This is a genomic window from Microcella daejeonensis (assembly GCF_026625045.1).
Taxonomy (GTDB): Bacteria; Actinomycetota; Actinomycetes; order Actinomycetales; family Microbacteriaceae; genus Microcella; species Microcella daejeonensis.
The window spans coordinates 2,546,060-2,571,474 of the sequence record NZ_CP113089.1; the positions used below are offsets into that span (position 1 = coordinate 2,546,060).

Sequence of the window (25,415 nt, forward strand, 5' to 3'; positions counted from 1 at the left end):
CGGTACCGCGGAGCCGGCCTGCGGCAGCACGGTCATCGGAAGTCCCTGCTGGCGACCGTCGCGCTCAGCGGCAGCGCCTCGACCCGGTCGGCGACGATGTTGATGACGCCCTCGGGGGAGCGCTCGAGGGTTCCCCGCACGATGAGGGCGCGCGCCTCGCGCACGACGCGGCGGTAGCGGCCCCAGAGGCCGACGCTGCAGATGACGTTGACGAGCCCCGTCTCGTCCTCGAGGTTGATGAAGGTCAGTCCGCTCGCGGTGGCGGGGCGCTGCCGGTGGGTGACCACCCCGGCCACCTCGACCCGGCGACCCGGCTCGGCGGAGCGCAGCTGGCGCGCGCTGAGCACCCCCCGGCGGCCGAGCGCGGGGCGGGCGTAGCGCACGGGGTGGTCGCCGGGGGCGATGCCCGTGGAGACGAGGTTCGCCACCATCGTCTCGCCGTCATCGAGGTCGGTGAACAGGGGCGGCTGCACCGCGACCACGCTGCCCGGCAGGTACTCGGGGCGCGCCTGCGCGGCGGCGCCCGCGGCCCAGAGGGCTTCGCGGCGGGTGAGCCCGAGCACGTCGAAGGCACCCGCGGTGGCGAGGGCCTCGACCTGGGCGGCGGTGAGGCCGGTGCGGTAGACGAGCTCGGTGAGGTCGCGGTACGGGCCGCCGCGGTCGCGCTCGGCGACGATGCGCTCGGCGGTGGGGCGGCCGATGCCGTTCACCGCTCCGAGGCCGAGCCGCACGGCCAGGTCGCCGTCGCGGCGGTGCGCGGCGCAGTCCTCGGCGGTGCCGCCGGGGCCCGCGACGTCGAACTCGGGCACGGGCGGCTGCCGACGGTGGAGGCACTGCTCGCGCCCGGTCGCAGCGGCGCGCCGGGCATCCACCGGGATGGGCGCCCACGCGTCGTCGACCACGAGGTCGACCCGCTCCATGCCGGCCTCGACGCCGGAGCGCAGGATGCACGGGGTGCGCACCTCGACGCCGTGCCGCTCGGCGTCGGCGGTGAGGCTCGCGGGGGAGTAGAAGCCCATGGGCTGCGCTCGCATCAGCGAGGCGAGGAAGATGCCGGGGTGGTGCAGCTTGATCCACGAGCTGGCGTAGACGAGCAGCCCGAAGCTGAGCGAGTGGCTCTCGGCGAAGCCGAAGTTGGCGAAGGCCTGGATGCGCCCGTAGATCTCGTCGGCGAGCTGCCCGGTGATGCCGTTGCCCGCCATGCCGGCGTAGAGGGTCTCTCGCAGCGACTCGATGCGCTCGAGACCGCGCTTGCTGCCCATGGCGCGGCGCAGCAGGTCGGCGTCGTCGCCCGTGCAGCCGCCGACGGCCATGGCGATCTGCATGAGCTGCTCCTGGAACACGGGCACCCCGAGTGTGCGCTCGAGCGGCTCGACGAGCTTCGGGTGGTCGTAGACGATCGGCTCCTCGCCGAGCTTGCGGCGCACGAAGGGGTGCACGGCGCCGCCCTGGATGGGCCCGGGGCGCACGAGGGCGATCTGCACGACGAGGTCGTAGAACTTGCGCGGCTGCAGCCGCGGCAGCAGGCCCATCTGCGCCCGGCTCTCGACCTGGAAGACGCCGATCGAGTCGGCGCGGCAGAGCATGTCGTAGACGGCCTGCTCCTCCTTCGGCAGGGTCGCGAGCTCCCAGTCCTCGTCGAGGTGCTCGCGCATGAGATCGAAGGCGTACTGCAGGGCGGCGAGCATGCCGAGCCCGAGCAGGTCGAACTTGACGAGGCCCATCCAGGCGCAGTCGTCCTTGTCCCACTGCAGCACCGTGCGGTTCTCCATGCGGGCGTGCTCGATGGGCACGATCTCGCCGACGGGGCGGTCGGTGAGCACCATGCCGCCCGAGTGGATGCCGAGGTGCCGCGGGTAGGTGAGCACCTGCTGGGCGAGGGCGACGACGGGGGCGGGGATGTCGTGGTCGTCGCTCGAGAGCACGGCGCCCCAGCGCTCCACCTGCTTCGACCAGGCGTCCTGCTGGCCGGGCGAGTGCCCGAGCGCGCGGGCCATGTCGCGCACGGCGTTCTTCGGCCGGTAGCTGATGACGTTGGCCACCTGCGCGGCGTTGCGGCGCCCGTACTTTTCGAAGACGTACTGGATCACCTCCTCGCGCCGGTCGGAGTCGAAGTCGACGTCGATGTCGGGCTCCTCGTCGCGCAGCGCCGAGAGGAACCGCTCGAAGGGCAGCTTGTAGGCGATCGAGTCGACCGCGGTGATGTCGAGCAGGTAGCAGACGGCGGAGTTCGCGGCCGAGCCGCGGCCCTGGCAGAGGATGCCGCGGGAGCGCGCGAATTGCACGATGTCGTGCACGATGAGGAAGTAGCCGGGGAAATCCTTCTGCTCGATGACGTCGAGCTCGCGCCCGATGCGCGCCCGGTCGGCCTCGGTGGCCTCGGGGTAGCGCCGCGGCACCGCCTCCCACACGAGGTGGCGCAGCCAGCTCATGGGGGTGTGGCCCTCGGGCACCCGCTGACGGGGCAGCGCGGGCTTCGCCTGCCGCAGCGGGAACCCGAGCTGCTGCGCGAGCTCGACGCTGTACTCGACGGCCCCGGGGTAGCGCGCGAAGCGCTCGGCCATCTCGGCGCCGCTGCGCAGGTGCGCGGTGCCGGCGGGCGGCAGCCAGCCCTCCATCTCGTCGAGGCTGCGCCGGGCGCGCAGGGCGGCGAAGGCGCTCGCGAGCGGGTGCCGGGCGGGGGAGGCGTAGTGCACCGCGCCCGTCGCGACGATCGGCAGCCCGCGCTCGCGGGCGAGGGCGGCGAGCACGTCGTTGTGCACGGTGTCGAGGGGGCGGCCGTGGTCGATGAGCTCGACGACGACGGAGTCGGCTCCGAACCGGTCGACGAGGGCGTCGAGCGCCGCGCCCGCGGCATCGCGCGCCGCCCGCGTCGGCAGCGCGGCATCGCCGAGGGCGGCGCGCACGGCCCCCTTGCGGCATCCGGTGAGGATGACCCACTCGCCCCGCCCGCTGTCGGCCAGATCGTCGAGCCGGTACACCGGGCGCCCCTTCTCGCCGCCGGCGAGCTGCCCCTCGGTGAGGGCGGCCGCGAGCCGGTGGTAGCCCGACTGCCCCCGGGCCAGCACGAGCAGGTGCGTGCCCTCGGGGTCGGCGACGCCCTGCTGCGGGCCGGTGAGGTCGAGGCTCAGCTCGGCGCCGAAGACGGTCGTGAGCCCGTGCGCCTCGGCCGCCTCGGCGAGCCGCACGACGCCGTAGAGGCCGTCGTGGTCGGTGAGGGCGAGGCCGCTGAGGCCGAGCCGCGCGGCCTCCTCCAGCAGCTCCTCGGGGCTGGAGGCGCCGTCGAGGAACGAGAACGAGGAGTGCGCGTGCAGCTCGGCGTAGGGCACGAGCTGCTCGGTGTCGGGCCGCTCGATGGCCGCGGGCCGGTAGGGCGCGCGCTTGCTCGACCAGGCGGGGGAGTCTCCGCCGTCGGCGCCGGGCGGCGGGGCCGTGCCGGGGCGGGTGCCGTCGCGCAGGGCGCGCTCGAAGTCGCTCCAGGGGATGGGCGGGTTGTGCCAGCCGGCCATCAGCGCACCGCCCCGCTGCGGGCGGGCCCGGTCGCACGCTCGCCGACGCGGCGACCCGTGCCGCTGAGCCCGACGGTGCCCGCGCGCTCAGTCATACTTCGCCTCCGCCCACCAGCTCGTGCCCTCGAGCACGAGCAGCCAGGCGATGCCGGCGGCGTCGACGACCTGCAGCCGGTGCGCGCGGCGGGCGCGCGCCGGATCCCACCAGCGCTCGTCGAGCGGCCAGGGCCCCGCCCAGGAGCCGATGGGGCGCACCGCCCCGCCGGCGCTGGGCGAGAAGCCCGCGGGCGGCGCGCTGAGCCGCAGGCGCTCGTCGACGGTGACGACCTCGCCCCGGGCATCCAGCACGGTGACGGGATGCCGCGAGGGGTAGACGGTCGCCGGGGCGGGCTGCGGCAGGGCTCCGGGCCACGGCCGGTCGACGGGGCGCGTGAGCACGGCGCGGTCGCCCCAGGGCACGAGCACCCGGCGCTCGGCGGGGGTGCGGCCGCCGGAGCGCTGCGGGGTGAGCACGGCCTCGTGCCCGAGCAGGCTCTGCACGCGCGAGAGGGCGTGGTGCACGCGCTCGTCGGGCCCCGAGCCCCAGAGCCCCGGCTCGTGGTGGGCGAGGGCGTCGAGGCTCTCGGGCACGATGCGCACGCGGGTGATGGGGGCGCGCAGGTCGGGCAGGCCCGGGCCCATCGCCCCGGCCGCGCCGGCTCCCGCACCGCCGCTCGCGCCGCCCGGCCGCGCCCCGAGCACGCGCGTGGCGCCGCTGAGCTGCCAGCGCACGCGGTCGACGATCTCGCTCGGCCGGAACGAGCGCGGGTGCAGCCAGGCGCGCTCCTGCTCGCCGCCGAGCTCGTCGCGGAACCCGATGCGGATGGCCGTGGCGACGAGCCGGTGCCCGGCGAGGGTCTCGACGACCTCGTCGGCGAGCCGGCGCACGGCGAAGGCCACCTGGTCGACCCGGTCGAGGGGAGGCTCGAACTCGATGACCCGCTCGAGGTCGAGCGGCGGGATGCGCGGCACGAGCAGGCTCGTATCGTGCGCCGAGGCGAGCGCGTGCCGATGGGCTCCCCGCTCGCCGAAGCGCGCGCGCACGGCCTCGTCGGGCAGGGCGGCGAACTCGCCGAGGGTGCGGATGCCGAGCCGCCGCAGCAGGGTGGCGAGCTCGGGGTCGTCGAGCACGGTGACGGGGTGGGCGGCGAGGAACGCCGCCGAGGCGCCGGCCGGCACGATGCGCACGGGGGCGTCGGCGGGGGCATCCCGCGCGGCGAGATCGGCGGTGAAGGCGCCGTCGGCGATGCCGATGCGCGCGTCGGTCACGCCCTCCTCGATGAGGGCGGCCCGCAGGGCGAGAGCCGCGGCCCTCTCGCCGCCGTAGTAGCGGGCGGGGCCGCGCGCGCCGAGCACGACGAGGCCGGGCCGCACGACCTGCACCCCGGCGACGAGCCCTTCGAGGGCGTCGACGAGCGGGCCGAAGACCCGGTGGTCGCGGTCGTCGTCGTGCGGCACGACCGCGAGCGCCGGGGCGAGCGACTGGGCCTCGCGGCGCCGCATGCCCCGCCGCACGCCCTGCGCCCGGGCGGCGGCCGAGCAGGCGACGACGCGGTTGGCGCTCACGACGGCGAGCAGGGCGCCGGGCTTGGCCTGGCCGTCGCGCACGACGGCGAGCACCGGCCAGTCGGGCACCCAGAGGCACAGCGCGCGCAGCATCAGCCGACCTCGCGCCAGCGCTGCTCGGCCCGGCGCACCGCGGGGCGGGTGCGCGCCGCCCCGAGCGGCGGGTCGAGCCGGCGGATGCCCTGCTCGGGGTCGGGCATGAGCAGCCGCCCGCTCACGGGCCGCCCCGAGCGCCTGCTCGTCACCGTGAGGGTCACCTCGCGACTGGTCAGGTAGCCGGATCCCTCTCCGAGCCCCGACCACCGGCTCTCGGTGAGGCTGATCATCGCCTCGGTCTGCGGCCAGGCGCCGAGCACGAGCAGGGTCGAGCCGCGCTCGCGCAGCCGGCTCGCGAGCTTCGCCACCGCGCCGTCGCTCGCCGCCCGCCCGGGTTTGACGACGATGACGCCGAGCGCATCCGCGATGGAGGCCGTGACGGTGAGCCACTGGTCGCCCGGGTGCGGCACGAGCACGAGCCGGTCGAGGTCGATGCCCATGGCCTCGGCGGCCTCGACGCCGAACTCGGGCATGCCGACGACGCCGCACCACGAGCCCGCGGCGGAGGGGCCGGCGAGCAGCGCCATGATGAGCGCGCTCGAGCCGCTCACCGAGTAGGCGGCGCCCTCCTTCAGCCCGCCGTCGGGCAGAAGGTCGGCGAGCGCCTCATGGGTGGGCTTCAGCCGGGTGTCGAGGGTCGTGCGCTGCAGCGAGTCGATGCGGGCCTGCAGCGCCTGCACCGTGTCGACCGTGCGCACCCGCGCACCGCCGTGCGCTGCGGCGAGCGCCGCCGACCCCGAGCCCGACCCGGAACCGGAGACCGCGCCCGCGCGCACCCCGGAGGCCGCGTCGACCGACGCGGTGGGGGAGAGGGCGAGAGCCGGCATGACTCCATGGTCGAACATACGTTCGAATATGGCAACCGCCACCGACATTCGACGGCGTGTCGGCCATCAGGGCGGGAACGACGGGGCGGGAGACCACGAGCGACGAACCCTGCCATGCACGAGAATCGCGCAATGACGTCCGAGCGCCCCCTGCTCATCGCCCACCTCAGCGACCTGCACCTGGACGGGGGAGCGGAGTCGTGGAGTCGGACCGCCGCCGTCATGGCGAGCATCGGAGGCAGCCGCACCCCGCTCGACTCCCTCGTCATCACCGGCGACATCACCGATGGGTCCTCCCCGGCGATGGATGCCCAGCTCGAGCAGCTCCTGACGCTCCTGCCCACCGACGTACCGCTCGTGTGCTGCTCGGGCAACACCGATGATGCAGCGAGCATCCACCGCATCAGACAGCACCCCGCAACCTCGCTGACCACGCCGGGGCTCAGCATCCTGCCGATCGATTGCGAGACGGGTGCGCCCGCCCGGCTGCGACCCCGATCCCTCGCGCAGGCACGGGCGCGACTCGCCGCGCTCACGACCGACGACCGCGCTCTCCTGGCGCTGCACCACCCTCCGGCGCCTCTCCACGGCACCGTCGGCGACCAGCTGCTGCTCCAGGCGGCGGATGACCTCGTCGAGCTCGCCGAGCATCCGGCCGTCATCGGCATCCTCGCCGGCCACACCCACTCCGCGACGGTCAGCGCCCGCGGCGCAGCACCGCTGCTCATCGCCCCAGGCGTGCGGTCGGAGGGCCGACTGCCCCATATCGAGGTCACCGACTACGAGGACGCTCTGGTCGATGACCGCGCGAACCCCGCGTACCTCCTGCACCGCGTCGAGGGACGCACGATCACGAGCTACGCGAGGCAGGTACCGCTGACACCGACCGACTCATCGCCGCAAGCCCTCTAGAGGAAGCGCGACCGCTCCCGCGAACCCAGAATCAACCCCACGGCGAGCAGCACCAGACCGACGACCGTCGCCACCATCGCCGCCATCATCACGGCGGCATCGACGGGCAGCATCGAGCATCCCGCGGACGAGTCCTCGTACTCGCACGATCGCCACGGCTGGAAGAAGTAGACGACCGTGACGATCGCCCCGATGAGGCTGAACACCCCGCCGACGACGACCAGCGGTCGTGTGATGCGTCGATCGCTCACAGCCCGAGCTCCTCGACAACCATCCGCCGCAGGAACGCCGCCCCCGCATGGTCGTGCACGAGCTCGCCCTCGACGATCACCTCGTACTCGCGCTCGAGCACGCCGTCGGCCGGCCGCACGTCGACGTGCGCCACCGGGATGCCCCGCGCGTGCACGTGGTCGGCCATCAGGTAGTCCGAGCGCGAGTCGCCGACCGAGTACCAGCGGCGAGCGCCGACGCCGTGCGACGAGAACCACTGCAGGGCCCGGTCGGCCCCGCGATCCTTGTCGAGCCGCACCGACTCGATGTCGGTCGAGATGATGGTCGGATCGATGCGGAAGGGCGCATCACCCGAGGCGTCGGCCACGACTCGCGTGCCGTAGCGGATGCCCACCCCGAGCGAGCCGAGCAGGGCGAACGCCGCGGCCTGGAACGCCGTCTGCGCCGCGCGGTACACCTCGGCGGGGGCATCCACCCGCTGCTCGAGCGAGACCATGACGCGCTTGCCGTCGTCGACGAACATCGCGTGCCCGTAGTGCTCGCGCGCGAGCTCCTCGACGGCAGCGCGGGCGGGAGCGGGCAGCGCGACGCTCTCGTCGATCTCGAGCGCCCCGAGACCCGCGGGCGTGATGGGCGCCCAGACGCCGCCCTTCTCGAACACGCCGAACACGAGGGCGGAGTCCCGCAGACCGGCGGCGACGAGCCGCGACACCACCTGCGAGCGCATGAACTCGTCACTGCGGCCCGTGATGAACGCGACCGGCACACCGGCGTGCGCCAGGGTCAGCAGATCGTCGACGATCGAGGGGATGGCGATGGTGCGCGACTCGGGGCTCGCGATGGGCCCGTCGACGTCGAGCAGCAGCCCCAGGGGAGCGATGATGGCCTCATGACCCGACTGAGCACTCTCACCCGTCATTGGACTCCTCGCGCCATCGTGTTCCTCGTTCTCGCGGTGATCGGCCTCGTCGGCACGTGGACGTACAACGTCATCGCCATCATCGAGCGCAACGACTTCCTGGGCGACTGGTTCAATAATGGCCCGGCGGTCGGATCCCTCACGACCGACCTCCTCATCATGGCCGTCGCCGGCTGCGCCTTCATCGTCATCGAGGGCCGGCGACTCGGCATGAAGCACCTGTGGGCGTACATCGCCTTCTCGGGGCTCACCGCGATCGCCTTCACGTTCCCGCTGTTCCTGGCGAACCGCGAGCGGGCGCTGAAGCGGCAGGCCGAGAACATGGCACCCTCGGTGGAATGACGTACCGGTCTGACGCCGCCACCCGGGCGCGCCGTCGGACCTTCGGGGTGCTGCGCCTGCTCGCCGCCGTCACCGGCGTGATCGCCCTCGTCGCCCGCTTCGAGTACGGGCTCGGCTTCAGCGCCTTCGCCTCGGCGAACTTCTTCGCCTACCTCACCGTGCAGAGCAACATGGTGGCGGTGGTCGCGAACGTCGCCTGCGGCGTCGTGGCCCTGCGGCGGGCATCCGACCCCTGGTGGATGCCCGGACTGCGCGCCGCCGTCACGAGCTTCCTCCTCGTGGCCGGCATCGTCTTCGCCCTGCTCGCCTCGCAGGCCGCCGAGCGCGGCTACCGCCTCGACGTGCCCTGGAGCGACCAGATCCTGCACTACTGGCTGCCGGCCTACCTGCTGCTCGACTGGCTGTTCGCGCCGGGGGAGCGCCGGGTCAGCTGGCGCATCATGGCGGTCGTCGTCGGGTACCCGGTCGGCTGGGGTCTCGTCACCCTCGTGCGCGGGCCGCTCGTCGGCTGGTACCCCTACTTCTTCCTCGACCCGGCGCAGGTGAGCGGCTTCGGCGAGTTCGCGCTGTTCAGCCTCGCCGCGCTCGCCCTCTTCGCCCTCATCGCGGCGCTGCTCATCCTCGAGGGCCGGTTCCACCCGCTGCGGCGCCTGGAATCGGCGATCGGGATGCTGCGCCTCAGCCGCGCAGGAACGGCGCCAGGGACTCGACCACGACGTCGATGGCCTCGTCCTCGCCGAGCCCCGCGAACCGCCGGGCCTCCGCGCCGCTGAGCACCCCGACGAGCACGGGGTCGCCCGTCACGGCCTGGAGGTTGACCCAGGTGCGGATCAGCGCGCCGCCGTCGGTCGGCACGAGGCTCCAGGCCTCGGCGCTCTCCGTCCAGACCGGCTCGGAGTAGCGCACCCACACCGTCTCGAGGTACCCGACCGCGAGTGCGGCGATGCCCCGCCGGTTGGTGAGCGGCAGCTCGGGCTCGAAGGTGATGCCGCCCGACTTCAGCACCCCGAGCGGCACGGTGAGGACCGCGCGGTCGACGGTGAGCGACTCGCCCGTGCCGAGGCGCAGGCCCAGCGAGGCCTCCTCGCGCTGCACGGCGGTGACGGCGCTCGACTGCAGCACGTCGATCCCGTCGAGCAGCAGGTCGACGTACCGCTGCAGCCCGCCGACCGACAGCTTCCGGTCGCCGGTCGGCCGCTCGTCGAGGGAGTACCGCGCCGAGAGGCGCCGCGCCTCCGCTCCCGTGTCGATGCCGAGCGCGTCGGTGAGCAGGGCGGCCGCCTCGCGCGGCGAGGGACCCTCGCCGATCGGCGTCTCATCGAGGGGGGCGAGGCGGGCGAGAGCGCCGCTCACGGGCAGATCGAAGGCCACCTCGGCCGCCGCCGCGGCCACCGAGCCGGCGAGCATCTCGACGGCCTCGGCGGTCGTGCCGGCATCGAGCTCGCGATCCTCGGCCCGCACGGACGTGCGGGGCAGGAGCTCGGTCTCGACCCCCGCCTCCTCCAGGGCGGCGAGCAGCACGTCGTCGCGACCCTCGCGCAGCCACAGGGCGCCGAGCTCGTCGGGCTGCTGCCCCGCGCCGTCGACGGTGCGGATGCGCCCGCCGACGCGCTCGCGCGCCTCGATGACGTAGACCTCGAAGCCGGCGTCGCGGATGCGGCGCGCGGCGATCGCGCCCGCGAGGCCGGCGCCGACGACCGCGATGCGCTCGCCCTCCTCGGCCAGGGCGAGCAGCTCCTCGGCCGCCCGCTCGCCGCTCTCGCGGGCGCCCTCCAGGCTGCTGGGGGCCGTGCGGGAGGTCGCCTCGCCGGCGAAGAACAGCCGGTCGTCGACCGGCGCGGCCAGATCGTCGCGCCGGTCGGGCGTCTCGCCGACGGGGAGGAAGCTCGTGGCGCCCTGCGCGAAGCCGTCGCCCGTCCAGTCGCTGCGGCGGATGGAGACGGGCCGCAGGGGGTCGACGGGAGGCGTCGTGGTGGGGGCGGGGGTCGGCGTCGGGCGCTCCGGCGTGCACGCGGCGAGCGCCAGCACCGAGGCGCCGGTGGCCCCGGCGAGGAGGGTGCGTCGCGACACGGTCATCGCGCGCAACCCTACCGGGAGCATCCCGCCGCGGGATCGACCCGTCGCCGAACGACCGAACGGCCCCGGGAGCGGAGCTCACCGGGGCCGTTCACCTGACGAATCAGGCCTGTCTCAACCAGGTCGAAACCTATGGTCGAACGACCGACGAGAACGGATTCTCATCGGCCGGACCAGCGTGCGCGAGGGGGGACTTGAACCCCCACGCCCTATACGGGCACTAGCACCTCAAGCTAGCGCGTCTGCCATTTCCGCCACCCGCGCTGGTCCGGCTGCTCCGCACGAGGGCGGGGCAACCGAGAGACGACATTAGCACGTCCGCAGACCCCCCTCGCACCGCGGCGAGCGCCGGGTAGCGTGGAGGTCATGGCAGGCGACGAGCTCCACGACACCGCCCGGATCGCGCGCGATCTCATCCGCTTCGACACGAGCAACTACGGGGAGGGGCGAAGCAACGGCGAGACCGAGGCGGCCGAGTACGTGGGCGCGCTGCTCGAGGGGATGGGGCTCGAGCCCGAGTACATCGACGCCACACCGGGCCGCACGAGCGTCATCGCGCGCGTCGAGGGCTCGTACGAGCATCCCGTCGACACCGCCCGCGGCGAGCGCCCCGCGCTCGTCGTGCACGGCCACCTCGACGTCGTCCCCGCCGACCCGGCCAACTGGTCGGTCGACCCCTTCGCAGGCGAGATCCGCGACGGCATGCTGTGGGGCCGCGGCGCCGTCGACATGAAGAACATGGACGCGATGATCCTCACCGCTCTCGGCGAGATCCTCGGCTCGGGCGCCCGGCCGAACCGCGACCTGATCGTCGGATTCTTCTCCGACGAGGAGAACGGCGGGGTCTACGGCTCGCACCACCTCGTGCACCACCGCCCCGAGCTCTTCGCCGGCGCGACGGAGGCCATCAGCGAGGTCGGCGGCTACTCGGTCGAGATCGGCGGGCATCGCGCGTACCTGCTGCAGACGGGGGAGAAGGCCCTGGTCTGGATCCGTCTGCGCACGCGCGGCACCGCCGCCCACGGCTCCCGCGTCATCCACGACAACGCCGTCACCAAGCTCGCCGAGGCCATCGCGCTCCTCGGCCGGCGCGAGTGGCCCCTGCACCTCACGGGCACCACCGAGCGCCTGCTCGCCGAGATCGCCCGCCTGCTCGGCGTCGACCCCGAGCGCACGGGGCCCGACGAGCTCATGCTGCGCTCCGGCACCGCGGCCGGGTTCCTCACCGCGACCCTGCGTACGACGAGCAACCCGACGCTCCTGCAAGCCGGGTACAAGCACAACGTCATCCCCGACACCGCCGAGGCGCTCGTCGACATCCGCACGCTGCCGGGCGAGGAGGACGCCGTTCTCGCCGAGGTGCGCGCCATGCTGCCCGACGACGTCGAGATCGAGGTGGTCGTGCGCGACGTCGGCCTCGAGAACCCCTTCGAGGGGCCGCTCGTCGAGGCCATGGTGGCGACGCTGCAGCGGCACGATCCCGAGGCGCAGGTGCTGCCGTACCTGCTGAGCGGGGGCACCGACAACAAAGCGCTCAGCGAGCTCGGCATCACCGGGTACGGCTTCGCCCCGCTCAAGCTGACGCCCGACCTCGACTTCCCGGCGATGTTCCACGGGGTCGACGAGCGCGTGCCGCTCTCGGCGCTCGAGTTCGGGCACGCCGCGCTCACCGACCTGCTGCGCCGCTACTAGAGTCTGCGGGTGTCGTTCCTCGAAGCCCTCGTCCTCGGCCTCATCCAGGGCCTGACGGAGTTCCTCCCCATCTCCTCCAGCGCGCACCTCCGCATCGCGGGCGAGATCCTCCCCAGCGCCCAGGATCCCGGAGCGACCTTCACCGCCATCACGCAGATCGGCACCGAGCTGGCGGTGCTGCTCTACTTCTGGAAGGACATCACGCGCATCATCGGCGCGTGGTTCCGGCACGTGCTGCGGCGCGAGCTGCCGGCGAACCACCCCGATGTGCGCATGGGCTGGCTCATCATCATCGGCACGATCCCGATCGTGGTGGTCGGATTCCTGGCGCAGGAGTACATCCGCTCCGCGTTCCGCTCGCTCTGGCTCGTCGCCATCGTGCTCATCGTCTTCGGCATCATCCTGGGGCTCGCCGACCGTCTGGGCCGCCGCACGCGCGAGCTCACCGAGCTGAGCTACCCGCACGGTCTCGCCTACGGGGCTGCGCAGATGCTCGCCCTCGTGCCCGGCGTCTCGCGCTCGGGCGCCACCACGACCATGGGCCTCGCCCTCGGCTACACGCGGCCGGCGGCGGCGCGCTACGCCTTCCTGCTGGCCGTGCCCGCGGTCTTCGGCAGCGGGCTCTACGAGCTCGTCACCGCCATCCGCGAGCCGGGCGCGAGCCCCTTCTCGGCGCTCGAGATCACGGCCGCGACCGTCGTCGCCTTCGGCGTCGGCCTGGCCGTCATCGCGGGGCTCATGCGCTACATCTCGAAGCGCTCGTTCCTGCCCTTCGTGATCTACCGGGTCGTGCTCGGCAGCGTGCTGCTCGTGCTGCTCGCGACGGGCGTTCTCGACCCGCTGTAGCGCCTCGGTCGGTCACGCCGGGGCGGGCGGCCCGTCCTCCGGCTCCGGCGTCGCCCCCGGCTCCTCGCCGGGCTCCTCGTCGTCCTCGTGGGTGCGCAGGTACCGCTCGAACTCCTGCGCGATCGCCTCGCCGCTGGCCTCGGGCGCCTCCACGGCATCCCGCGCCCGTTCGAGCGCAACGATGTAGGTCGACATCTCCTCGTCGTCCTCCGCGAGGGAGTCGATGCCCTCCTCCCACGCGCGGGCCTCGTCGACGAGGTCGCCGCGGGGGATGGTGACGTCGACGAACTCCTCGAGCTTGTCGAGCAGGGCGAGGATCGCCTTGGGGGAGGGCGCGTTGTGCACGTAGTGGGGCACCGAGGCCCACAGCGTGACCACCGGGATGCCCACCTCCTCCGCCGCTGCCGCGATGACGCTGAGGATGCCGACAGGGCCCTCGTAGGTCGAGCGCTCGATCCCGAGCTCCTCGCGCACCTGCGCGTTCTCACTGGAGGCGTGCACCGCGATCGGCCGCGAGTGCGGCACGTCGGCGAGCAGCGCGCCGAGCATGATGATGCCCGTGATGTCGGCCGTGAGCGCCTGATCCATCGTCTCGGTGGCGAAGGTGCGCCAGCCCCGGCTCGGCTCGGTGCCGACGAGCAGGTAGATGTTGTCGTGATTGGTGCCGCTGACGTTGAGCGGACCCTCGGGGGCGACCTCGCGGGGGAGTCCGTCGTCGTTCGCCGGGCCGAACATCGTCACCGCCGGCCAGCGCAGCACGCGACGGCCGTCATCGGTGGTCTCGATCTGTGGGCGGTTCAGCTGGAAGTCGTAGTAGTCCTCCGGATCGATGTCGGCGATCTGCACGACGTCGAGCACCTCCTTGAGGGCCTTGACCGCGCCGCTCGCCGCTTCGCCGGCGTCGTTCCAGCCCTCGAAGGCCACGACGAGCAGTCGTCCGCTGCGGAACAGATCGGTGGAGGTCACGCACTCGCCTTAGGGGTCGGGGGCCGCGCACGCGGGGCGGCGCGGGGGACTCCCCAGGATAGAACGCCTCTAGACTCGTCCGTCGTGACCACACCGCATCACGCCCTCGACCGGCCCGCCGCCGTGCTGTGGGACATGGACGGCACGATCGTCGACACCGAGCCGTACTGGATGTCGGCCGAGACCGCTCTCGTCGCCGAGCACGGGGGCACCTGGAGCCACGACGACGCCATGCAACTCGTCGGCTCGGGCCTGGAGAACTCCGCCCGCATCCTGCAGGAGGCGGGCGTCGCGCTCTCCACCGACGAGATCATCGACCACCTGACCGATCGGGTCATGGCGCAGATCGCCGAGAGCGTGCCCTGGCGCCCGGGAGCGCGCGAGCTGCTGGCGGCGCTGCGCGCGGAGGGCATCCCCGTCGCCCTCGTCACCATGTCGCTGCGGCGCATGGCCCTCGCAGTCGCCGAGGCGATCGGCGACGACGTCTTCGCCGAGGTCGTCGCGGGCGACGACGTCGAGCACGCCAAGCCCCACCCCGAGCCGTACCTGCTCGCGGCCGAGCGCCTCGGCGTGCCCATCGAGAGTTGCGTCGCGATCGAGGACAGCGAGTTCGGTCTCGTCTCGGCCATCGCCTCGGGAGCCGCCACCGTCGGCGTGCCCTGCCACGTCGATCTGCACGAGGCCCCGACCCACGTGCTCTGGCCGACGCTCGACGGCCGCGGCGTCGACGACCTCGCCGCCGCCCTGCACCGCCACCACCACCCGGAAGGCACCTCATGACCCTGCGCCGCCAGTCCGGCCCCTTCGTCGAGGGCGATCAGGTGCAGCTCACCGACCCCAAGGGCCGCATGACGACCGTGACCCTCGAGCAGGGCAAGGCGCTGCACACGCACCGCGGCATCCTTCCCCACGAGCAGCTCATCGGCCTCTCCGACGGCAGCGTCGTCGAGAACTCCGCCGGCGTCGTCTACCTCGCGCTGCGCCCGCTGCTCAACGACTTCGTCATGTCGATGCCCCGCGGCGCCGCGATCGTCTACCCGAAGGATGCGGGCCAGATCGTCTCGATCGCCGACGTGTTCCCCGGCGCCACGGTGGTCGAGGCCGGCGTCGGCTCCGGCGCGCTCTCCATGTCGTTGCTGCGCGCGATCGGTCCGAGCGGCCGCCTGCTGAGCTTCGAGCGCCGGGCCGAGTTCGCCGACATCGCCCGCGGCAACGCGGCCGCCTTCTTCGGCGAGGCCCCCGAGAACTGGACGATCACCCTCGGCGATCTGCAGGATGCCCTGCCCGCGACCGTCGCGCCGGCCACGGTCGACCGCGTCGTGCTCGACATGCTCGCGCCCTGGGAGTGCCTGCCCGCCGTGGCCGAGGCGCTCGCGCCCGGCGGCGTCGTGCTCTGCTACGTCGCGACCGCCACCCAGCTCTCCCGCACGGCCGAGGCCATCCGGGGCATGGAGCGCTTCACCGAGCCGCTCTCCAGCGAGACGATGGTGCGCGGCTGGAACGTCGACGGCCTCTCGGTGCGCCCCGACCACCGCATGGTGGCGCACACCGGCTTCCTCATCACCGCCCGCCTCCTCGCCCCGGGGGCGCCCCCGTTCACCAAGGCGCGCCGCGGCTCGAAGACCGAGCACAGCGAGGAGGACGTCGAGCTGTGGACGCCCGGGGCCCTCGGCGACCGGCAGGCGAGCGACAAGCGGCTGCGCAAGGCCGTGCGCGAGTCGCAGTCCCTCGCCGAGCGCTCGGCGCTGCGGAACTCCCCGCGGCAGACCGAGGGCACGGCGCCGCTCGAGAGCGCCGACGGCACGGCCGAGCAGCCGCCCGCCGCCCCCGACGAGCCCGGAGCCAGCCGGTAGAGTGGCCAGGCCCACCCCCCACGCGACAAGAAGAGGTTCCGTGCGCACTGAAGCTGCCGCGCTCATCCTGAGCGGCGTCCTGCTCGCCTCCCTGACGGCCTGCACCGCCGCGCCCGCGGTCTGCGAGCCCGTCATCGGCGCCGGTTCCGGCGCGGCGACGGTCGACGCCGCCGGCGAGGTGGGGGAGACCCCCGAGGTCACGTTCCCCACGCCGCTCTTCTCCGAGCGCCCCCAGAAGGCGGTGCTCGTGCCCGGCGACGGCGTGATCGTGCCCACCGGCGGCATCGTCGATCTCGAGGTGAGCCTGTTCGACGCCTCGAGCGGCGAGCTCATCACCGCGACCGCCTACGACGAGGAGCAGGAGCCGCTGCGCACGACCGCCGGCGAGGCCGTCGAGGGGTCGACCACGCCGCTCTTCGCCGAGGCCGTGCAGTGCGCCGAGGTCGGCTCGCGCATCGCCGTGACCGGGTCGATCGCCGACGTCTTCGGCGCCGGCACGCTCGACCCCGGGCTCGGAATCGAGGACGACGCGCCCGTCATCGCCGTGATCGACGTCATGCAGAGCTACCTCGGCCGCGCGACCGGCACGCCGCAGCTCGGCGCGCAGGGCGTGCCCGCCGTCGTCTCGAGCCCCGAGGGCGTCCCCGGCGTCACCATCCCCGACGAGGAGGCTCCTGACGAGCTGCGCACGCACGTGCTCGTGAGCGGCGACGGCGACACCGTCGAGGAGTCCGACCGCGTGGTGCTGCACTACACGGGCCTGCTCTGGGACGAGAAGACGGTCTTCGACTCCAGCTGGGAGCGCGGCGCCGCCGCGACCTTCCCCGCGGTGAGCTTCGAGGACGACCCGGAGGGCGTCGTGCCGGGGCTCGCCGAGGCGCTCGTCGGCAGCACCGTCGGATCCCAGCTGGTCGTCGTCATCCCGCCGGAGGACGGCTACCCCGAGGGCCAGGCGCCCGCCACGGTACCCGCCGGCTCGACGATGGTCTTCGTCGTCGACGTCCTCGGCATCGAGGAGTAGCGGCCGCGATGGCCGCCCGCCGCTCCGCCGACGCGACCGGAGCGCCCGGTGCCTCCGGCGCGTCCGGCGCCGTGCGCGCCCGCGTGCCCGTCGAGCGGCGCCAGTTCAACCTCGTGCTCGCGCTCGTGGCCACCACGCAGGGCCTCACCAAGCACGAGCTGCTCTCGACCGTGCACGGCTACGCCGAGCGCTACGCCGTGGCCGCCGATCGCGACAACCTCGAGCGCCAGTTCGAGCGCGACAAGGACGACCTGCGCGAGCTCGGCGTGCCGCTCGAGACCGTCGCGCCCCCCGGCGCCGAGGACGACACGAAGCAGCAGCGCTACCGCATCGCGAAGGAGCGCTACCAGCTGCCGGAGGACGTCGAGTTCTCGGCCGAGGAGTACGCCCTGCTGACGCTCGCCGGCCAGGTATGGCGCGAGGGATCGCTCTCCGAGCACTCCCGGCGCGCGCTCGTGAAGCTGCGCTCCTTCGGTCTCTCGGTCGACGCGCAGGAGCTCGGCTTCGCCCCGTCCATCGGCACCCGCGATCCGGCCTACGACCCGCTCGCCGCCGCCATCGACCGCGGTCGGCAGGTGAGCTTCCCCTACCTCAAGGCCGGGCACGGCGAGCCCGAGCGCCGCCGCGTCTCGCCCCTCGCCCTCGTCAACCACGAGGGCCGCTGGCATCTGCAGGCCCACGACGAGCTCGCCGACGGCTCGCGCACCTTCCTGCTGCGCCGCATCGTGGGCGCGGTGCGCATCGAGGATGCCCCCGCCCGCCCCGCGGCGCCCGACGAGGCCGCCCGGGCCGCCGCCGAGCTGCAGCGCGTCTGGGAGCGCACGACCGCCCTCGTGCGCACGACGAGCGGGAGCGAGGCCGACGTCGTGCTGCGCAACCGCGCCGGCACCGAGGTCGAGCCGGTCGCGGGCGGCGAGGGGGCCGAGGCCCTGCGCATCCGCACCACCGACCTCGACGTGCTCGCCGACGAGCTCGCCGCGTTCGGCGCGGGCGTGCGCGTGCTCGAGCCCGAGACCCTGCGCACCGCGGTGCTCGACCGCTGGCGCGCCGTGGCGGTGGCCCATGGCTGAGCGCCGCGCCCCTCAGAAGTCGGGCGAGAAGCTCGCGTTCCTGCTCGCCCTCGTGCCGTACCTCATCGACCAGGCCCGGGTGACGGTCGCCGAGGCGGCCGCGCACTTCGGCGTGACGCCGGCCCAGATGCGCGAGTACGTCACCTACCTCACCGCCACGGGGGATCCCGGGGCGGAGGGGCTCTACCAGCACGACGGGCTCTTCGACATCGACTGGGACGACTTCGACGAGCGCGACGTCATCCGGTTCCGCGCGGCGCCCCTGCAGCAGCGGCCACGCTTCTCGGCGCGCGAGGCGGCGGCGCTGCTGGCCGGCCTGCAGTCGGTGGCGGCGCTGCCCGAGTTCGCCGAGCGGCCCGAGATCGGGCAGCTCATGGCGAAGCTCGCACGGGGCTCGGCCTCGACGGTGACGCCGCTCGCCGTGCATCCCACCGCCGTCGACCCGCTGCGCACGATCGTCGCCGCCGCCGTCGCCGGCCGGGAGCGCCTGCGCATCGACTACGTCACGAGCAAGGGCGAGCGCGAGCTGCGCGAGGTCGACCCGTTGCGGCTCGAGTCGATCGACGACGTCTGGTACCTGCGCGGCTGGAGCCTCAGCCGCGATGCCGAGCGCACGTTCCGGCTCGACCGCATGGCGAGCGCCGAGCCGATCGGCCCCGCAGCCGCCCACCCGGCCTCGACCGCGCCGGGCGAGCTCTTCCGCGGCGACGCCGACGACCTGCGGGTGACGGTCGGGATGCCCGCCTCGGCCCTCGGCCTGCTGCACGACTTCCTCGGCCCCGAGGACGAGGTGGTCTACTCGGGCGACCAGGCCGTCGTGACGATCCCGCTCGCGCACGAGGGCATGATCGGCCGGCTGGCCGCGCGCCTCGCCGGGGTCGGCAGCATCACCGCCCCCGAGCACGCGCGCCGCACGGCCGCCGAGTGGGCCAGGGCGGCGCTGGCCGCCGCCGGCGAGACCCCCGCCCCCGCGTAGGGCGATCGCACGGCGGGCTCCCGGGGAGCGCCGCGGTCGAGCGCCCCTCGTCGCGGCTAGACTGGAAGGGCACCGCTTCGACGATATGAAGGACGTGAGCAGTCATGCCTCAACTCTCCGGGTGGACCGGCCTCATCCTGCTGCTGGTCATCCTGCTCCTCTTCGCCGCTCCGAAGCTGCCACAGCTCGCCAAGAGCCTCGGCCAGTCGGCGACGATCTTCAAGAAGGAGATCAAGGCGGGCAAGGAGGACGACGACGCGTCCGCGGAGGCGGGCACGACGACCGCCGCTCCGAGCACGTCGGCACCCGCCCCGCAGCAGTCCGCGGCTCCCAGCACGGGCGAGGGCCCCGACTCCACCGCCTCGAAGTAACCGGTGGCCGGTCGCTCCCCGCGGCCCCGGAATCCCGAGGGCCGCATGACCCTCGGCGCGCACCTCGTCGAGCTGCGCAAGCGCATCACCATCGCGGGTCTGTCGATCGTCCTCGCGGCGATCCCCGCCTGGTGGGCGGTCGACCCGATCTGGGAGGCGCTCAGCGCGCCCGTGCTCGAGGTCGCCGAGGCGCAGAACCGCGCGGCGAGCCTCAACTACACGACCATCGGCGAGGCCTTCGACACCCGCCTGCTCATCATGATCGTCGTCGGCATCGTCGCCTCCTCGCCGATCTGGCTCTACCAGCTGTGGGCGTTCATCGTCCCGGCGCTGCACCGCGAGGAGAAGCGCTACGCGATCGGCTTCCTCGCCGCCTCCGCCCCGCTCTTCATCGGCGGCTGCCTCGCGGCCTGGTTCGTGTTCCCCAACATCGTCATCCTGCTCACCGGCTTCGGCTTCGCCGAGTCGGCCACGCTGCTGAGCGCTCGTACCTACCTCGACTTCTCGCTGAAGTTCATCCTGGCGATCGGCGCGGGCTTCATCTTCCCCGTCATCCTCGTGGCGCTGAACTTCGCCCGCGTCATCACCGGCGTCGGCATCCTGAAGGCCTGGCGCTGGGCCATCCTCGGCGTCACCACGTTCACCGCGCTCGCCACGCCGGCGGCCGACGTGCTCTCGATGGTGCTGCTCGCCATCCCCATGATCGGGCTCTACTTCGCCGCCGCCGCCATCGCCGTGCTGCACGACAAGCGGGTCGCGAAGAAGGATGCGGCCTTCGCCGCCGAGTACGGCATCGACACGGCCGACGCATGAGCGACCCCAGCCCCGCGGAACGGTTCGCCGCCGCCGCGGCCCTGCGCCAGCATCCGCGCCTGAGGGCCTTCCGCGACCAGGCCGCCTTCGACCTCGACCCCTTCCAGCAGACCGCCTGCGCGGCGCTCGAGGAGGGCCGCAGCGTGCTCGTCGCCGCGCCCACGGGCGCCGGCAAGACGATCGTGGCCGAGTTCGGGGTGTTCCTGGCGATGTTCGACCCGCGCGCGAAGATCTTCTACACCGCGCCGATGAAGGCGCTCAGCAACCAGAAGTACAACGAGTTCGTCGCGACCTACGGGGCGAGCGAGGTCGGCCTGCTGACGGGCGACACGAACATCAACGCCTCCGCGCGCATCGTCGTGATGACGACCGAGGTGCTGCGCAACATGCTCTACGCCGACTCCGACCTGCTGCGCGATCTGGCCTACGTCGTCATGGACGAGGTGCACTACCTCGCCGACCGGTTCCGCGGGGCGGTGTGGGAGGAGGTCATCATCCACCTGCCGCCCGAGGTGCGCATGATCTCGCTCAGCGCGACCGTGTCGAACGCCGAGGAGTTCGGCGACTGGCTGCAGGCCGTGCGCGGCGATACCGACGTCATCGTCAGCGAGACGCGGCCCGTGCCGCTCGAGCAGCACGTCGTCGTGCGCTCGAAGATGGTCGACCTCTTCGACTCGAGCGGGCAGGCGGCCACCAACCGCGTCAACCCCGAGCTCGTGCAGCTCGCGCGCGCGGGCGGGCACACCCCGCACCGCGGGCGGCAGCACCACCCGCGCCGGTGGGAGAAGCGGGCGGAGGGCGACGGGCGGGCATCCCGCGCCGACATCGTGGGGATGCTGCAGCAGCGCGATCTGCTGCCCGCCATCTTCTTCATCTTCAGCCGGGCCGGCTGCGACGGCGCCGTCACCCAGCTGCTGCGCACCGGCGTGCGGTTGACGGAGGCGCACGAGCGCGAGGAGATCCGCCAGATCGTCGAGGAGCGCTGCCGCACGCTGCGCGACGACGACCTCGCGGTGCTCGGCTACTGGGAGTGGCTCGACGGACTGCAGCGCGGCGTCGCGGCGCACCACGCCGGCATGCTGCCCGCCTTCAAGGAGGTGGTCGAGGAGCTGTTCCAGAAGAAGCTCGTCAAGGTCGTCTTCGCGACCGAGACCCTCGCCCTCGGCATCAACATGCCCGCCCGCACCGTGGTGCTGGAGAAGCTCGAGAAGTTCAACGGCGAGGCGCGCGTGCCGATCACGCCGGGGGAGTACACCCAGCTCACCGGGCGTGCCGGACGCCGCGGCATCGACACGCAGGGGCACTCGGTCATCCAGTGGACGAACGGTCTCGACCCGCAGGCCGTCGCCTCGCTCGCCTCCCGCCGCACGTACCCGCTGAACTCGAGCTTCCGACCGACGTACAACATGGCCGTCAACCTCATCGAGCAGTTCGGCCGCCAGCGCACCCGCGAGATCCTCGAGAGCTCGTTCGCGCAGTTCCAGGCCGACCGCGCGGTCGTCGATCTCGCCCGCACGGTGCGCAAGCAGCAGGCCTCGCTCGAGGGCTACGCGCAGTCGATGCAGTGCCACCTGGGCGACTTCGGCGAGTACGCGGCGCTGCGCCGCGAGCTCAGCGACCTCGAGCGGCTGCGCGCCCAGAAGGGCGAGGCCGGGGGGCGGGCGGAGCGCGATCGCCGTCAGCGCCAGATCGAGGGCGTGCGCACCCGCATGCGCAAGCACCCGTGCCACGGCTGCGCCGACCGCGAGGCGCACTCCCGCTGGGCCGAGCGCTGGTGGCGGCTCAAGCGCGAGAGCGACAAGGTCAGCCGGCAGATCCACGGCCGCACGGGCGCCGTCGCGCAGGTCTTCGACCGCGTCGTCGACGTGCTGCGCCGCCTCGACTACCTCGTCCCCGACGAGCACGGGCGCCTCGGCCTCTCGCACGACGGCCGAGCGCTGCGCCGCATCTACGGCGAGCGCGATCTGCTCGTGGCCGAGAGCCTGCGCACGGGTCTCTGGAACGACCTCGACGCCCCCTCCCTCGCGGCGATGGCCTGCGCGATCGTCTTCGAGGCCCGTCGCGACGACGGCCAGGCGCCCGAGTACGCTCTGCCCCGCGGCGCCTTCCGCCCGGCGCTCGAGCGCACCCAGCTGCTGTGGGCCGAGCTCGACGACCTCGAGCAGGAGCACAAGCTGCCCGGCACCATCCCGCTCGCCACGACGCTCTCGCTGCCCATGTACCAGTGGGCGAACGGCGCTCCGCTCGAGAAGGTGCTGCGCGAGGCGGGCCTCGCGGCGGGCGACTTCGTGCGCTGGTGCAAGCAGACGATCGATCTGCTCGACCAGATCTCGATCGTCGCCGACGGGCAGGTCGGGCGCACCGCGCGCGCGGCCCTCGACGGGGTGCGGCGCGGCATCGTGGCCTACAGCTCGGTGGCGTGAGCATCCATCGTCGCCCTTCTAGAATCGGTCGGGTGATGGATGCCGCGCTCGCCCCGCGCGCCACCCCCACCCGTCTCGCTCCGCCGCCCGAACCCGCGCATGCCGCCGCCGGCATGCCCATCGGGATCGCCCTGCTCGCCGCCGCGGCCGCCGGGCTGCTGCTCGACGCCGGGTTCCCCGACCGCGGCTGGTGGCCCTTGTCGATCGCGGGCACCGCGCTGCTCCTGCTGAGCCTGCGGGGTCGCAGCCTGCGCGGGGCGATGCTCGTCGGCGCGGTGGGCGGCTTCGTCTACTACGGCGCGCTCATCGAGTGGCTCACCGTGTACCTGGGGCTCGTGCCGTGGCTCGCGCTGACCATCGCGCAGGTGCTCTGGGTGGCGCTCGGCGCCGTGCCGATCGCGCTCGCCTGGCGCTGGCTGCCCCGCGCCTTCCCCGGTGGACTCGGTCGGCTGGTGCTGCTGCCCGTCGTGCTCGCCGCGTTCTGGATGCTGCGCGAGAGCGTCGCGAACGTGTTCCCCTGGGGCGGCTTCGCCTGGGGCAGGCTCGCCGTCACGCAGGCCGAGGGCCCGCTCGCCGGCTGGGCCGGCTGGGTCGGGATGTCGGGCCTCACCTTCCTCGTCGCGCTCGTCGGGGCGCTGCTCGCGGTCGTCGCCGTCGAGCGCCGCACCCCGGCGCTCGCCCGCGCCGTGCTCGTCACGGGGCTCGCCGCCGTGCTGCTCGCGTGGCCGGCGTTCCCGACCGCGGTCTCGGGCACCGCCCGGGTCGCCGCCGTGCAGGGCGACTCCGAGGCGGGGCTCTTCGCCGCCCGCGAGCGGGGCGCCATCCTGCAGGACCACTACGACGCCACCCGGCCGCTCTTCGACGCGGGGGAGGAGCTCGACCTCGTGGTCTGGCCCGAGAACGCGAGCGACATCGACCCGCTGCGCGACGAGTACTCGGCCTCGGTGCTCGACGCCGTGACCCGCAACCTCGACGCGCCCCTCATCGTCGGCACGATCACGCAGGAGGGGGAGGAGACCTTCAACTCCGCCCTGCTGTGGCGGTCCGGCGAGGGCAGCGTCGACCAGTACGACAAGATCCACCCGGTGCCCTTCGCCGAGTACCTGCCCGAGCGCGACTTCTTCTACCCGCTCGCCCCCGACCTGTTCGACCTCGTGCCGCGCGACTACTCCTTCGGCCAGCGCGACACCATCCTCGACGACGCCGAGCTCATCGCCCGCGGCATCGTCACCGGCATCGCCATCTGCTACGACATCGTCGACGACGACCTGCTCGCCCGCATGATCGACGAGGGCGCCACGCTCATCGCCGCCCCCACGAACAACGCCGACTTCGGCCGCAGCGACCAGAACGTGCAGCAGCTGGCCATCGCCCGCCTGCGGGCCATCGAGCAGGGCCGCAGCGTCGTGCAGGCCTCGACCGTCGGCGCGAGCGCCATCATCGGCCCTGACGGCCGCGACATCGACAGCCTGCCGCTCTACGAGGCCGGGTACATGGTCGCCGAGGTGCCGCTCAGCTCGAGCGTGACGCCCGCGCACGCGCTCGGCCGCACCCTCGAGTTCGGGCTCGGGATGCTCGCGCTCTCCTCGCTCGCCCTCGCGGCCCTGCACCTCGGGCGCGAGGGGCGGCGCGCGGTCGACCCGCGCCGATCCGGGCCCCTCGGCTGGAGCGCGGCGAACCCGGAGCAGCGACGGTGACCCGCGAGCCCGCCTCCCGGGTGCTCGTGGTCCTGCCGACGTACAACGAGGCCGGGAGCATCCGCGCCATCATCGACCGCGTGCGCGCCGCCGTGCCCGAGGCCGACCTGCTCGTCGTCGACGACGCCTCGCCCGACGGCACCGGCGCGATCGTCGACGAGCTCGCCGCGATCGATCCGGCCGTCGGGGTGCTGCACCGCTCGGGCAAGCAGGGTCTCGGCTCGGCCTACCTCGCCGGCTTCGCCCGCGCCCGCGCGGCCGGGTACCGCTACGTCGTCGAGATCGACGCCGACGGCTCGCACGACCCGGCCGAGCTGCCGACGATGATCGCGCTCGCCGAGGCGCAGTCCGCCGACCTGGTCATCGGCTCCCGCTGGGTGCCCGGGGGCAGCGTCGTCAACTGGCCGTGGCTGCGCCGCGCCATCTCCCGCTCGGGCAACCGGTACGCCGGGCGGCTGCTGCGCTCGGGCATCGCCGACATCACCGCGGGGTTCCGCGTCTACCGCGTCACCGCGCTCGAGGGCGTCGACGACGCGGTCGTCTCCTCGCACGGGTACTGCTTCCAGGTCGAGACGGCGTGGATGCTCGAGCGCGCGGGCAAGCGCATCCTCGAGCATCCCATCGCCTTCGTCGAACGCGCCTCGGGCCGCTCGAAGATGCACGCCGGCATCGTGGCCGAGGCGCTCTGGCGCGTCACCGCCTGGGGCGTGCGCGACCGCCTGCGGGGCAGGGCGCCCGTCGGCGCGAGCCGGAGCTAGGCTCCGAGCTTCTCGCTCCCGGCCGTGCCGCGGCGCTCGCGCAGCAGCTGCAGGCGCTCCTCGAGCAGCTCCTCGAGCTCGGCGATGCTGCGGCGCTCGAGCAGCATGTCCCAGTGGGTGCGGGCGGCCTTGATCTCGCCCTGCACGATGTCGATCGGCGTGCCGTCGGGGGCGAGGAGGACGCCCTCGCGGCCGCTCTTGGGCGACTCCCACGTGTCGGGCAGTTCGGCGTCGGCCGAGAACACGACCTCGAAGAACTCGCCGTCGGTCGTGCGGTACTGAGCCCTCTGGCGCGAGGCGAACTCGACGCCCTCCTCGCTCTGCAGGCTCTGCGAGCCCAGCCGCATGCCGCGCAGTGTGCGATCAGCCATGGTCCACCCCCGTCTCGTGTCGCCGTTCCGTGCCCGAATCT

At 73.4% G+C, this 25,415-nt stretch carries 23 protein-coding genes and 1 tRNA gene; 15 read left to right on the top strand and 9 right to left on the bottom strand.

Features of this window, described 5'->3' with window-relative positions; genetic code table 11:
* Positions 1–32 precede the first annotated feature (32 nt).
* From OVN18_RS12235 to OVN18_RS12245, 3 genes are all read right to left on the bottom strand, one after another.
* A complete protein-coding gene (locus OVN18_RS12235; RefSeq protein WP_267781037.1) occupies positions 33–3,509 on the bottom strand; it encodes an error-prone DNA polymerase in 3,477 nt (1,158 codons plus the stop codon).
* An 87-nt stretch (positions 3,510–3,596) separates the two neighbouring features.
* Positions 3,597–5,207 carry a DNA polymerase Y family protein gene (locus tag OVN18_RS12240; RefSeq protein ID WP_267781038.1) on the bottom strand — a complete coding sequence of 537 codons (1,611 nt, stop codon included), beginning with the start codon at positions 5,205–5,207 and terminating at the stop codon, positions 3,597–3,599.
* Positions 5,207–6,037 (bottom strand): hypothetical protein, encoded by an 831-nt coding sequence (locus OVN18_RS12245; RefSeq protein WP_267781039.1) that lies wholly within the window; start codon positions 6,035–6,037, stop codon positions 5,207–5,209. Before OVN18_RS12245 ends, OVN18_RS12240 begins: the two co-directional genes overlap by 1 nt.
* Positions 6,038–6,169: 132 nt before the next feature.
* Here OVN18_RS12245 and OVN18_RS12250 point away from each other — a divergent pair, with 132 nt between their 5' ends.
* The gene (locus tag OVN18_RS12250) at positions 6,170–6,949 is read left to right on the top strand and encodes a metallophosphoesterase (protein ID WP_267781041.1); all 780 of its coding nucleotides are present in this window, start codon (positions 6,170–6,172) and stop codon (positions 6,947–6,949) included.
* Here the strand turns inward: OVN18_RS12250 and OVN18_RS12255 are convergent.
* Positions 6,946–7,200 carry a hypothetical protein gene (locus OVN18_RS12255; RefSeq protein ID WP_267781043.1) on the bottom strand — a complete coding sequence of 85 codons (255 nt, stop codon included), beginning with the start codon at positions 7,198–7,200 and terminating at the stop codon, positions 6,946–6,948. The two genes, OVN18_RS12250 and OVN18_RS12255, sit on opposite strands and share 4 nt — an antisense overlap.
* A complete protein-coding gene (locus OVN18_RS12260) occupies positions 7,197–8,099 on the bottom strand; it encodes a hypothetical protein (RefSeq protein WP_267781044.1) in 903 nt (300 codons plus the stop codon). The genes OVN18_RS12255 and OVN18_RS12260 overlap by 4 nt, the downstream gene beginning before the upstream one ends.
* Here OVN18_RS12260 and OVN18_RS12265 point away from each other — a divergent pair.
* Positions 8,070–8,441: a DUF2834 domain-containing protein gene (locus OVN18_RS12265; protein ID WP_267781045.1), complete on the top strand. Its 372-nt coding sequence runs from the start codon at positions 8,070–8,072 to the stop codon at positions 8,439–8,441. The two genes, OVN18_RS12260 and OVN18_RS12265, sit on opposite strands and share 30 nt — an antisense overlap.
* Positions 8,438–9,214, top strand: coding sequence for a Pr6Pr family membrane protein (locus OVN18_RS12270; RefSeq protein ID WP_267781046.1), 777 nt, complete (start codon positions 8,438–8,440; stop codon positions 9,212–9,214). The genes OVN18_RS12265 and OVN18_RS12270 overlap by 4 nt, the downstream gene beginning before the upstream one ends.
* Here the strand turns inward: OVN18_RS12270 and OVN18_RS12275 are convergent.
* Positions 9,120–10,517 (bottom strand): flavin monoamine oxidase family protein, encoded by a 1,398-nt coding sequence (locus tag OVN18_RS12275; RefSeq protein ID WP_267781047.1) that lies wholly within the window; start codon positions 10,515–10,517, stop codon positions 9,120–9,122. The genes OVN18_RS12270 and OVN18_RS12275 overlap by 95 nt on opposite strands.
* A 179-nt stretch (positions 10,518–10,696) precedes the next feature.
* Positions 10,697–10,781: transfer RNA gene (locus OVN18_RS12280), tRNA-Leu, on the bottom strand.
* A gap of 102 nt (positions 10,782–10,883) precedes the next feature.
* On the opposite strand from OVN18_RS12280, the gene OVN18_RS12285 reads away from it, so the two are divergent.
* On the top strand, positions 10,884–12,209 hold the full coding sequence (locus OVN18_RS12285; protein WP_267781048.1) for a M20/M25/M40 family metallo-hydrolase: 1,326 nt from the start codon (positions 10,884–10,886) through the stop codon (positions 12,207–12,209).
* A 9-nt stretch (positions 12,210–12,218) separates the two neighbouring features.
* Positions 12,219–13,055, top strand: coding sequence for an undecaprenyl-diphosphate phosphatase (locus OVN18_RS12290; protein ID WP_267781049.1), 837 nt, complete (start codon positions 12,219–12,221; stop codon positions 13,053–13,055).
* Positions 13,056–13,067: 12 nt separating this feature from the next.
* Here the strand turns inward: OVN18_RS12290 and OVN18_RS12295 are convergent, their stop codons facing one another.
* On the bottom strand, positions 13,068–14,021 hold the full coding sequence (locus OVN18_RS12295) for a PAC2 family protein (protein ID WP_267781050.1): 954 nt from the start codon (positions 14,019–14,021) through the stop codon (positions 13,068–13,070).
* Between the two features lie 135 nt (positions 14,022–14,156).
* Here OVN18_RS12295 and OVN18_RS12300 point away from each other — a divergent pair, with 135 nt between their 5' ends.
* The 10 genes from OVN18_RS12300 to OVN18_RS12345 all read left to right on the top strand — a co-directional run bounded on the left by OVN18_RS12300 (position 14,157) and on the right by OVN18_RS12345 (position 25,003).
* Positions 14,157–14,801, top strand: coding sequence for an HAD family hydrolase (locus OVN18_RS12300; protein ID WP_267783047.1), 645 nt, complete (start codon positions 14,157–14,159; stop codon positions 14,799–14,801).
* On the top strand, positions 14,798–15,874 hold the full coding sequence (locus tag OVN18_RS12305) for a tRNA (adenine-N1)-methyltransferase (protein WP_267781051.1): 1,077 nt from the start codon (positions 14,798–14,800) through the stop codon (positions 15,872–15,874). The genes OVN18_RS12300 and OVN18_RS12305 overlap by 4 nt, the downstream gene beginning before the upstream one ends.
* Positions 15,875–15,914: 40 nt before the next feature.
* Positions 15,915–16,895, top strand: a complete 981-nt coding sequence (locus OVN18_RS12310; protein WP_267781052.1) for an FKBP-type peptidyl-prolyl cis-trans isomerase — start codon at positions 15,915–15,917, stop codon at positions 16,893–16,895.
* An 8-nt stretch (positions 16,896–16,903) separates the two neighbouring features.
* Entirely contained in the window at positions 16,904–17,965 is a 1,062-nt protein-coding gene (locus OVN18_RS12315) for a helix-turn-helix transcriptional regulator (protein ID WP_267781053.1), read from the top strand.
* On the top strand, positions 17,958–18,941 hold the full coding sequence (locus tag OVN18_RS12320) for a helix-turn-helix transcriptional regulator (RefSeq protein WP_267737316.1): 984 nt from the start codon (positions 17,958–17,960) through the stop codon (positions 18,939–18,941). The genes OVN18_RS12315 and OVN18_RS12320 overlap by 8 nt, the downstream gene beginning before the upstream one ends.
* Positions 18,942–19,045: 104 nt before the next feature.
* Positions 19,046–19,312 (top strand): twin-arginine translocase TatA/TatE family subunit, encoded by a 267-nt coding sequence (locus OVN18_RS12325; protein WP_267781054.1) that lies wholly within the window; start codon positions 19,046–19,048, stop codon positions 19,310–19,312.
* A 45-nt stretch (positions 19,313–19,357) separates the two neighbouring features.
* Positions 19,358–20,125, top strand: a complete 768-nt coding sequence (gene tatC / locus OVN18_RS12330; RefSeq protein WP_267781055.1) for a twin-arginine translocase subunit TatC — start codon at positions 19,358–19,360, stop codon at positions 20,123–20,125.
* A complete protein-coding gene (locus OVN18_RS12335) occupies positions 20,122–22,548 on the top strand; it encodes a DEAD/DEAH box helicase (protein WP_267781056.1) in 2,427 nt (808 codons plus the stop codon). The genes tatC and OVN18_RS12335 overlap by 4 nt, the downstream gene beginning before the upstream one ends.
* Entirely contained in the window at positions 22,545–24,245 is a 1,701-nt protein-coding gene (gene lnt, locus OVN18_RS12340) for an apolipoprotein N-acyltransferase (protein WP_267781058.1), read from the top strand. Before OVN18_RS12335 ends, lnt begins: the two co-directional genes overlap by 4 nt.
* Complete coding sequence (locus OVN18_RS12345) at positions 24,242–25,003, top strand: polyprenol monophosphomannose synthase (protein WP_267781060.1); 762 nt, start codon at positions 24,242–24,244, stop codon at positions 25,001–25,003. The genes lnt and OVN18_RS12345 overlap by 4 nt, the downstream gene beginning before the upstream one ends.
* On the opposite strand, the gene OVN18_RS12350 is transcribed toward OVN18_RS12345, so the two are convergent.
* Complete coding sequence (locus OVN18_RS12350; RefSeq protein ID WP_267737321.1) at positions 25,000–25,374, bottom strand: RNA polymerase-binding protein RbpA; 375 nt, start codon at positions 25,372–25,374, stop codon at positions 25,000–25,002. The two genes, OVN18_RS12345 and OVN18_RS12350, sit on opposite strands and share 4 nt — an antisense overlap.
* Positions 25,375–25,415 lie beyond the last annotated feature (41 nt).

Excerpts from the sequence above, each read along its gene's own strand:
- OVN18_RS12235 (WP_267781037.1), bottom strand. The coding sequence starts at position 3,509 with ATGGCCGGCTGGCACAACCCGCCCATCCCCTGGAGCGACTTCGAGCGC.
- OVN18_RS12240 (WP_267781038.1), bottom strand. The coding sequence starts at position 5,207 with ATGCTGCGCGCGCTGTGCCTCTGGGTGCCCGACTGGCCGGTGCTCGCC.
- OVN18_RS12245 (WP_267781039.1), bottom strand. The coding sequence starts at position 6,037 with ATGCCGGCTCTCGCCCTCTCCCCCACCGCGTCGGTCGACGCGGCCTCC.
- OVN18_RS12250 (WP_267781041.1), top strand. The coding sequence starts at position 6,170 with ATGACGTCCGAGCGCCCCCTGCTCATCGCCCACCTCAGCGACCTGCAC.
- OVN18_RS12265 (WP_267781045.1), top strand. The coding sequence starts at position 8,070 with ATGACCCGACTGAGCACTCTCACCCGTCATTGGACTCCTCGCGCCATC.
- OVN18_RS12260 (WP_267781044.1), bottom strand. The coding sequence starts at position 8,099 with ATGACGGGTGAGAGTGCTCAGTCGGGTCATGAGGCCATCATCGCTCCC.
- OVN18_RS12270 (WP_267781046.1), top strand. The coding sequence starts at position 8,438 with ATGACGTACCGGTCTGACGCCGCCACCCGGGCGCGCCGTCGGACCTTC.
- OVN18_RS12275 (WP_267781047.1), bottom strand. The coding sequence starts at position 10,517 with ATGACCGTGTCGCGACGCACCCTCCTCGCCGGGGCCACCGGCGCCTCG.
- OVN18_RS12285 (WP_267781048.1), top strand. The coding sequence starts at position 10,884 with ATGGCAGGCGACGAGCTCCACGACACCGCCCGGATCGCGCGCGATCTC.
- OVN18_RS12300 (WP_267783047.1), top strand. The coding sequence starts at position 14,157 with ATGGACGGCACGATCGTCGACACCGAGCCGTACTGGATGTCGGCCGAG.
- OVN18_RS12305 (WP_267781051.1), top strand. The coding sequence starts at position 14,798 with ATGACCCTGCGCCGCCAGTCCGGCCCCTTCGTCGAGGGCGATCAGGTG.
- OVN18_RS12315 (WP_267781053.1), top strand. The coding sequence starts at position 16,904 with ATGGCCGCCCGCCGCTCCGCCGACGCGACCGGAGCGCCCGGTGCCTCC.
- OVN18_RS12320 (WP_267737316.1), top strand. The coding sequence starts at position 17,958 with ATGGCTGAGCGCCGCGCCCCTCAGAAGTCGGGCGAGAAGCTCGCGTTC.
- OVN18_RS12325 (WP_267781054.1), top strand. The coding sequence starts at position 19,046 with ATGCCTCAACTCTCCGGGTGGACCGGCCTCATCCTGCTGCTGGTCATC.
- tatC (WP_267781055.1), top strand. The coding sequence starts at position 19,358 with ATGACCCTCGGCGCGCACCTCGTCGAGCTGCGCAAGCGCATCACCATC.
- OVN18_RS12335 (WP_267781056.1), top strand. The coding sequence starts at position 20,122 with ATGAGCGACCCCAGCCCCGCGGAACGGTTCGCCGCCGCCGCGGCCCTG.
- OVN18_RS12350 (WP_267737321.1), bottom strand. The coding sequence starts at position 25,374 with ATGGCTGATCGCACACTGCGCGGCATGCGGCTGGGCTCGCAGAGCCTG.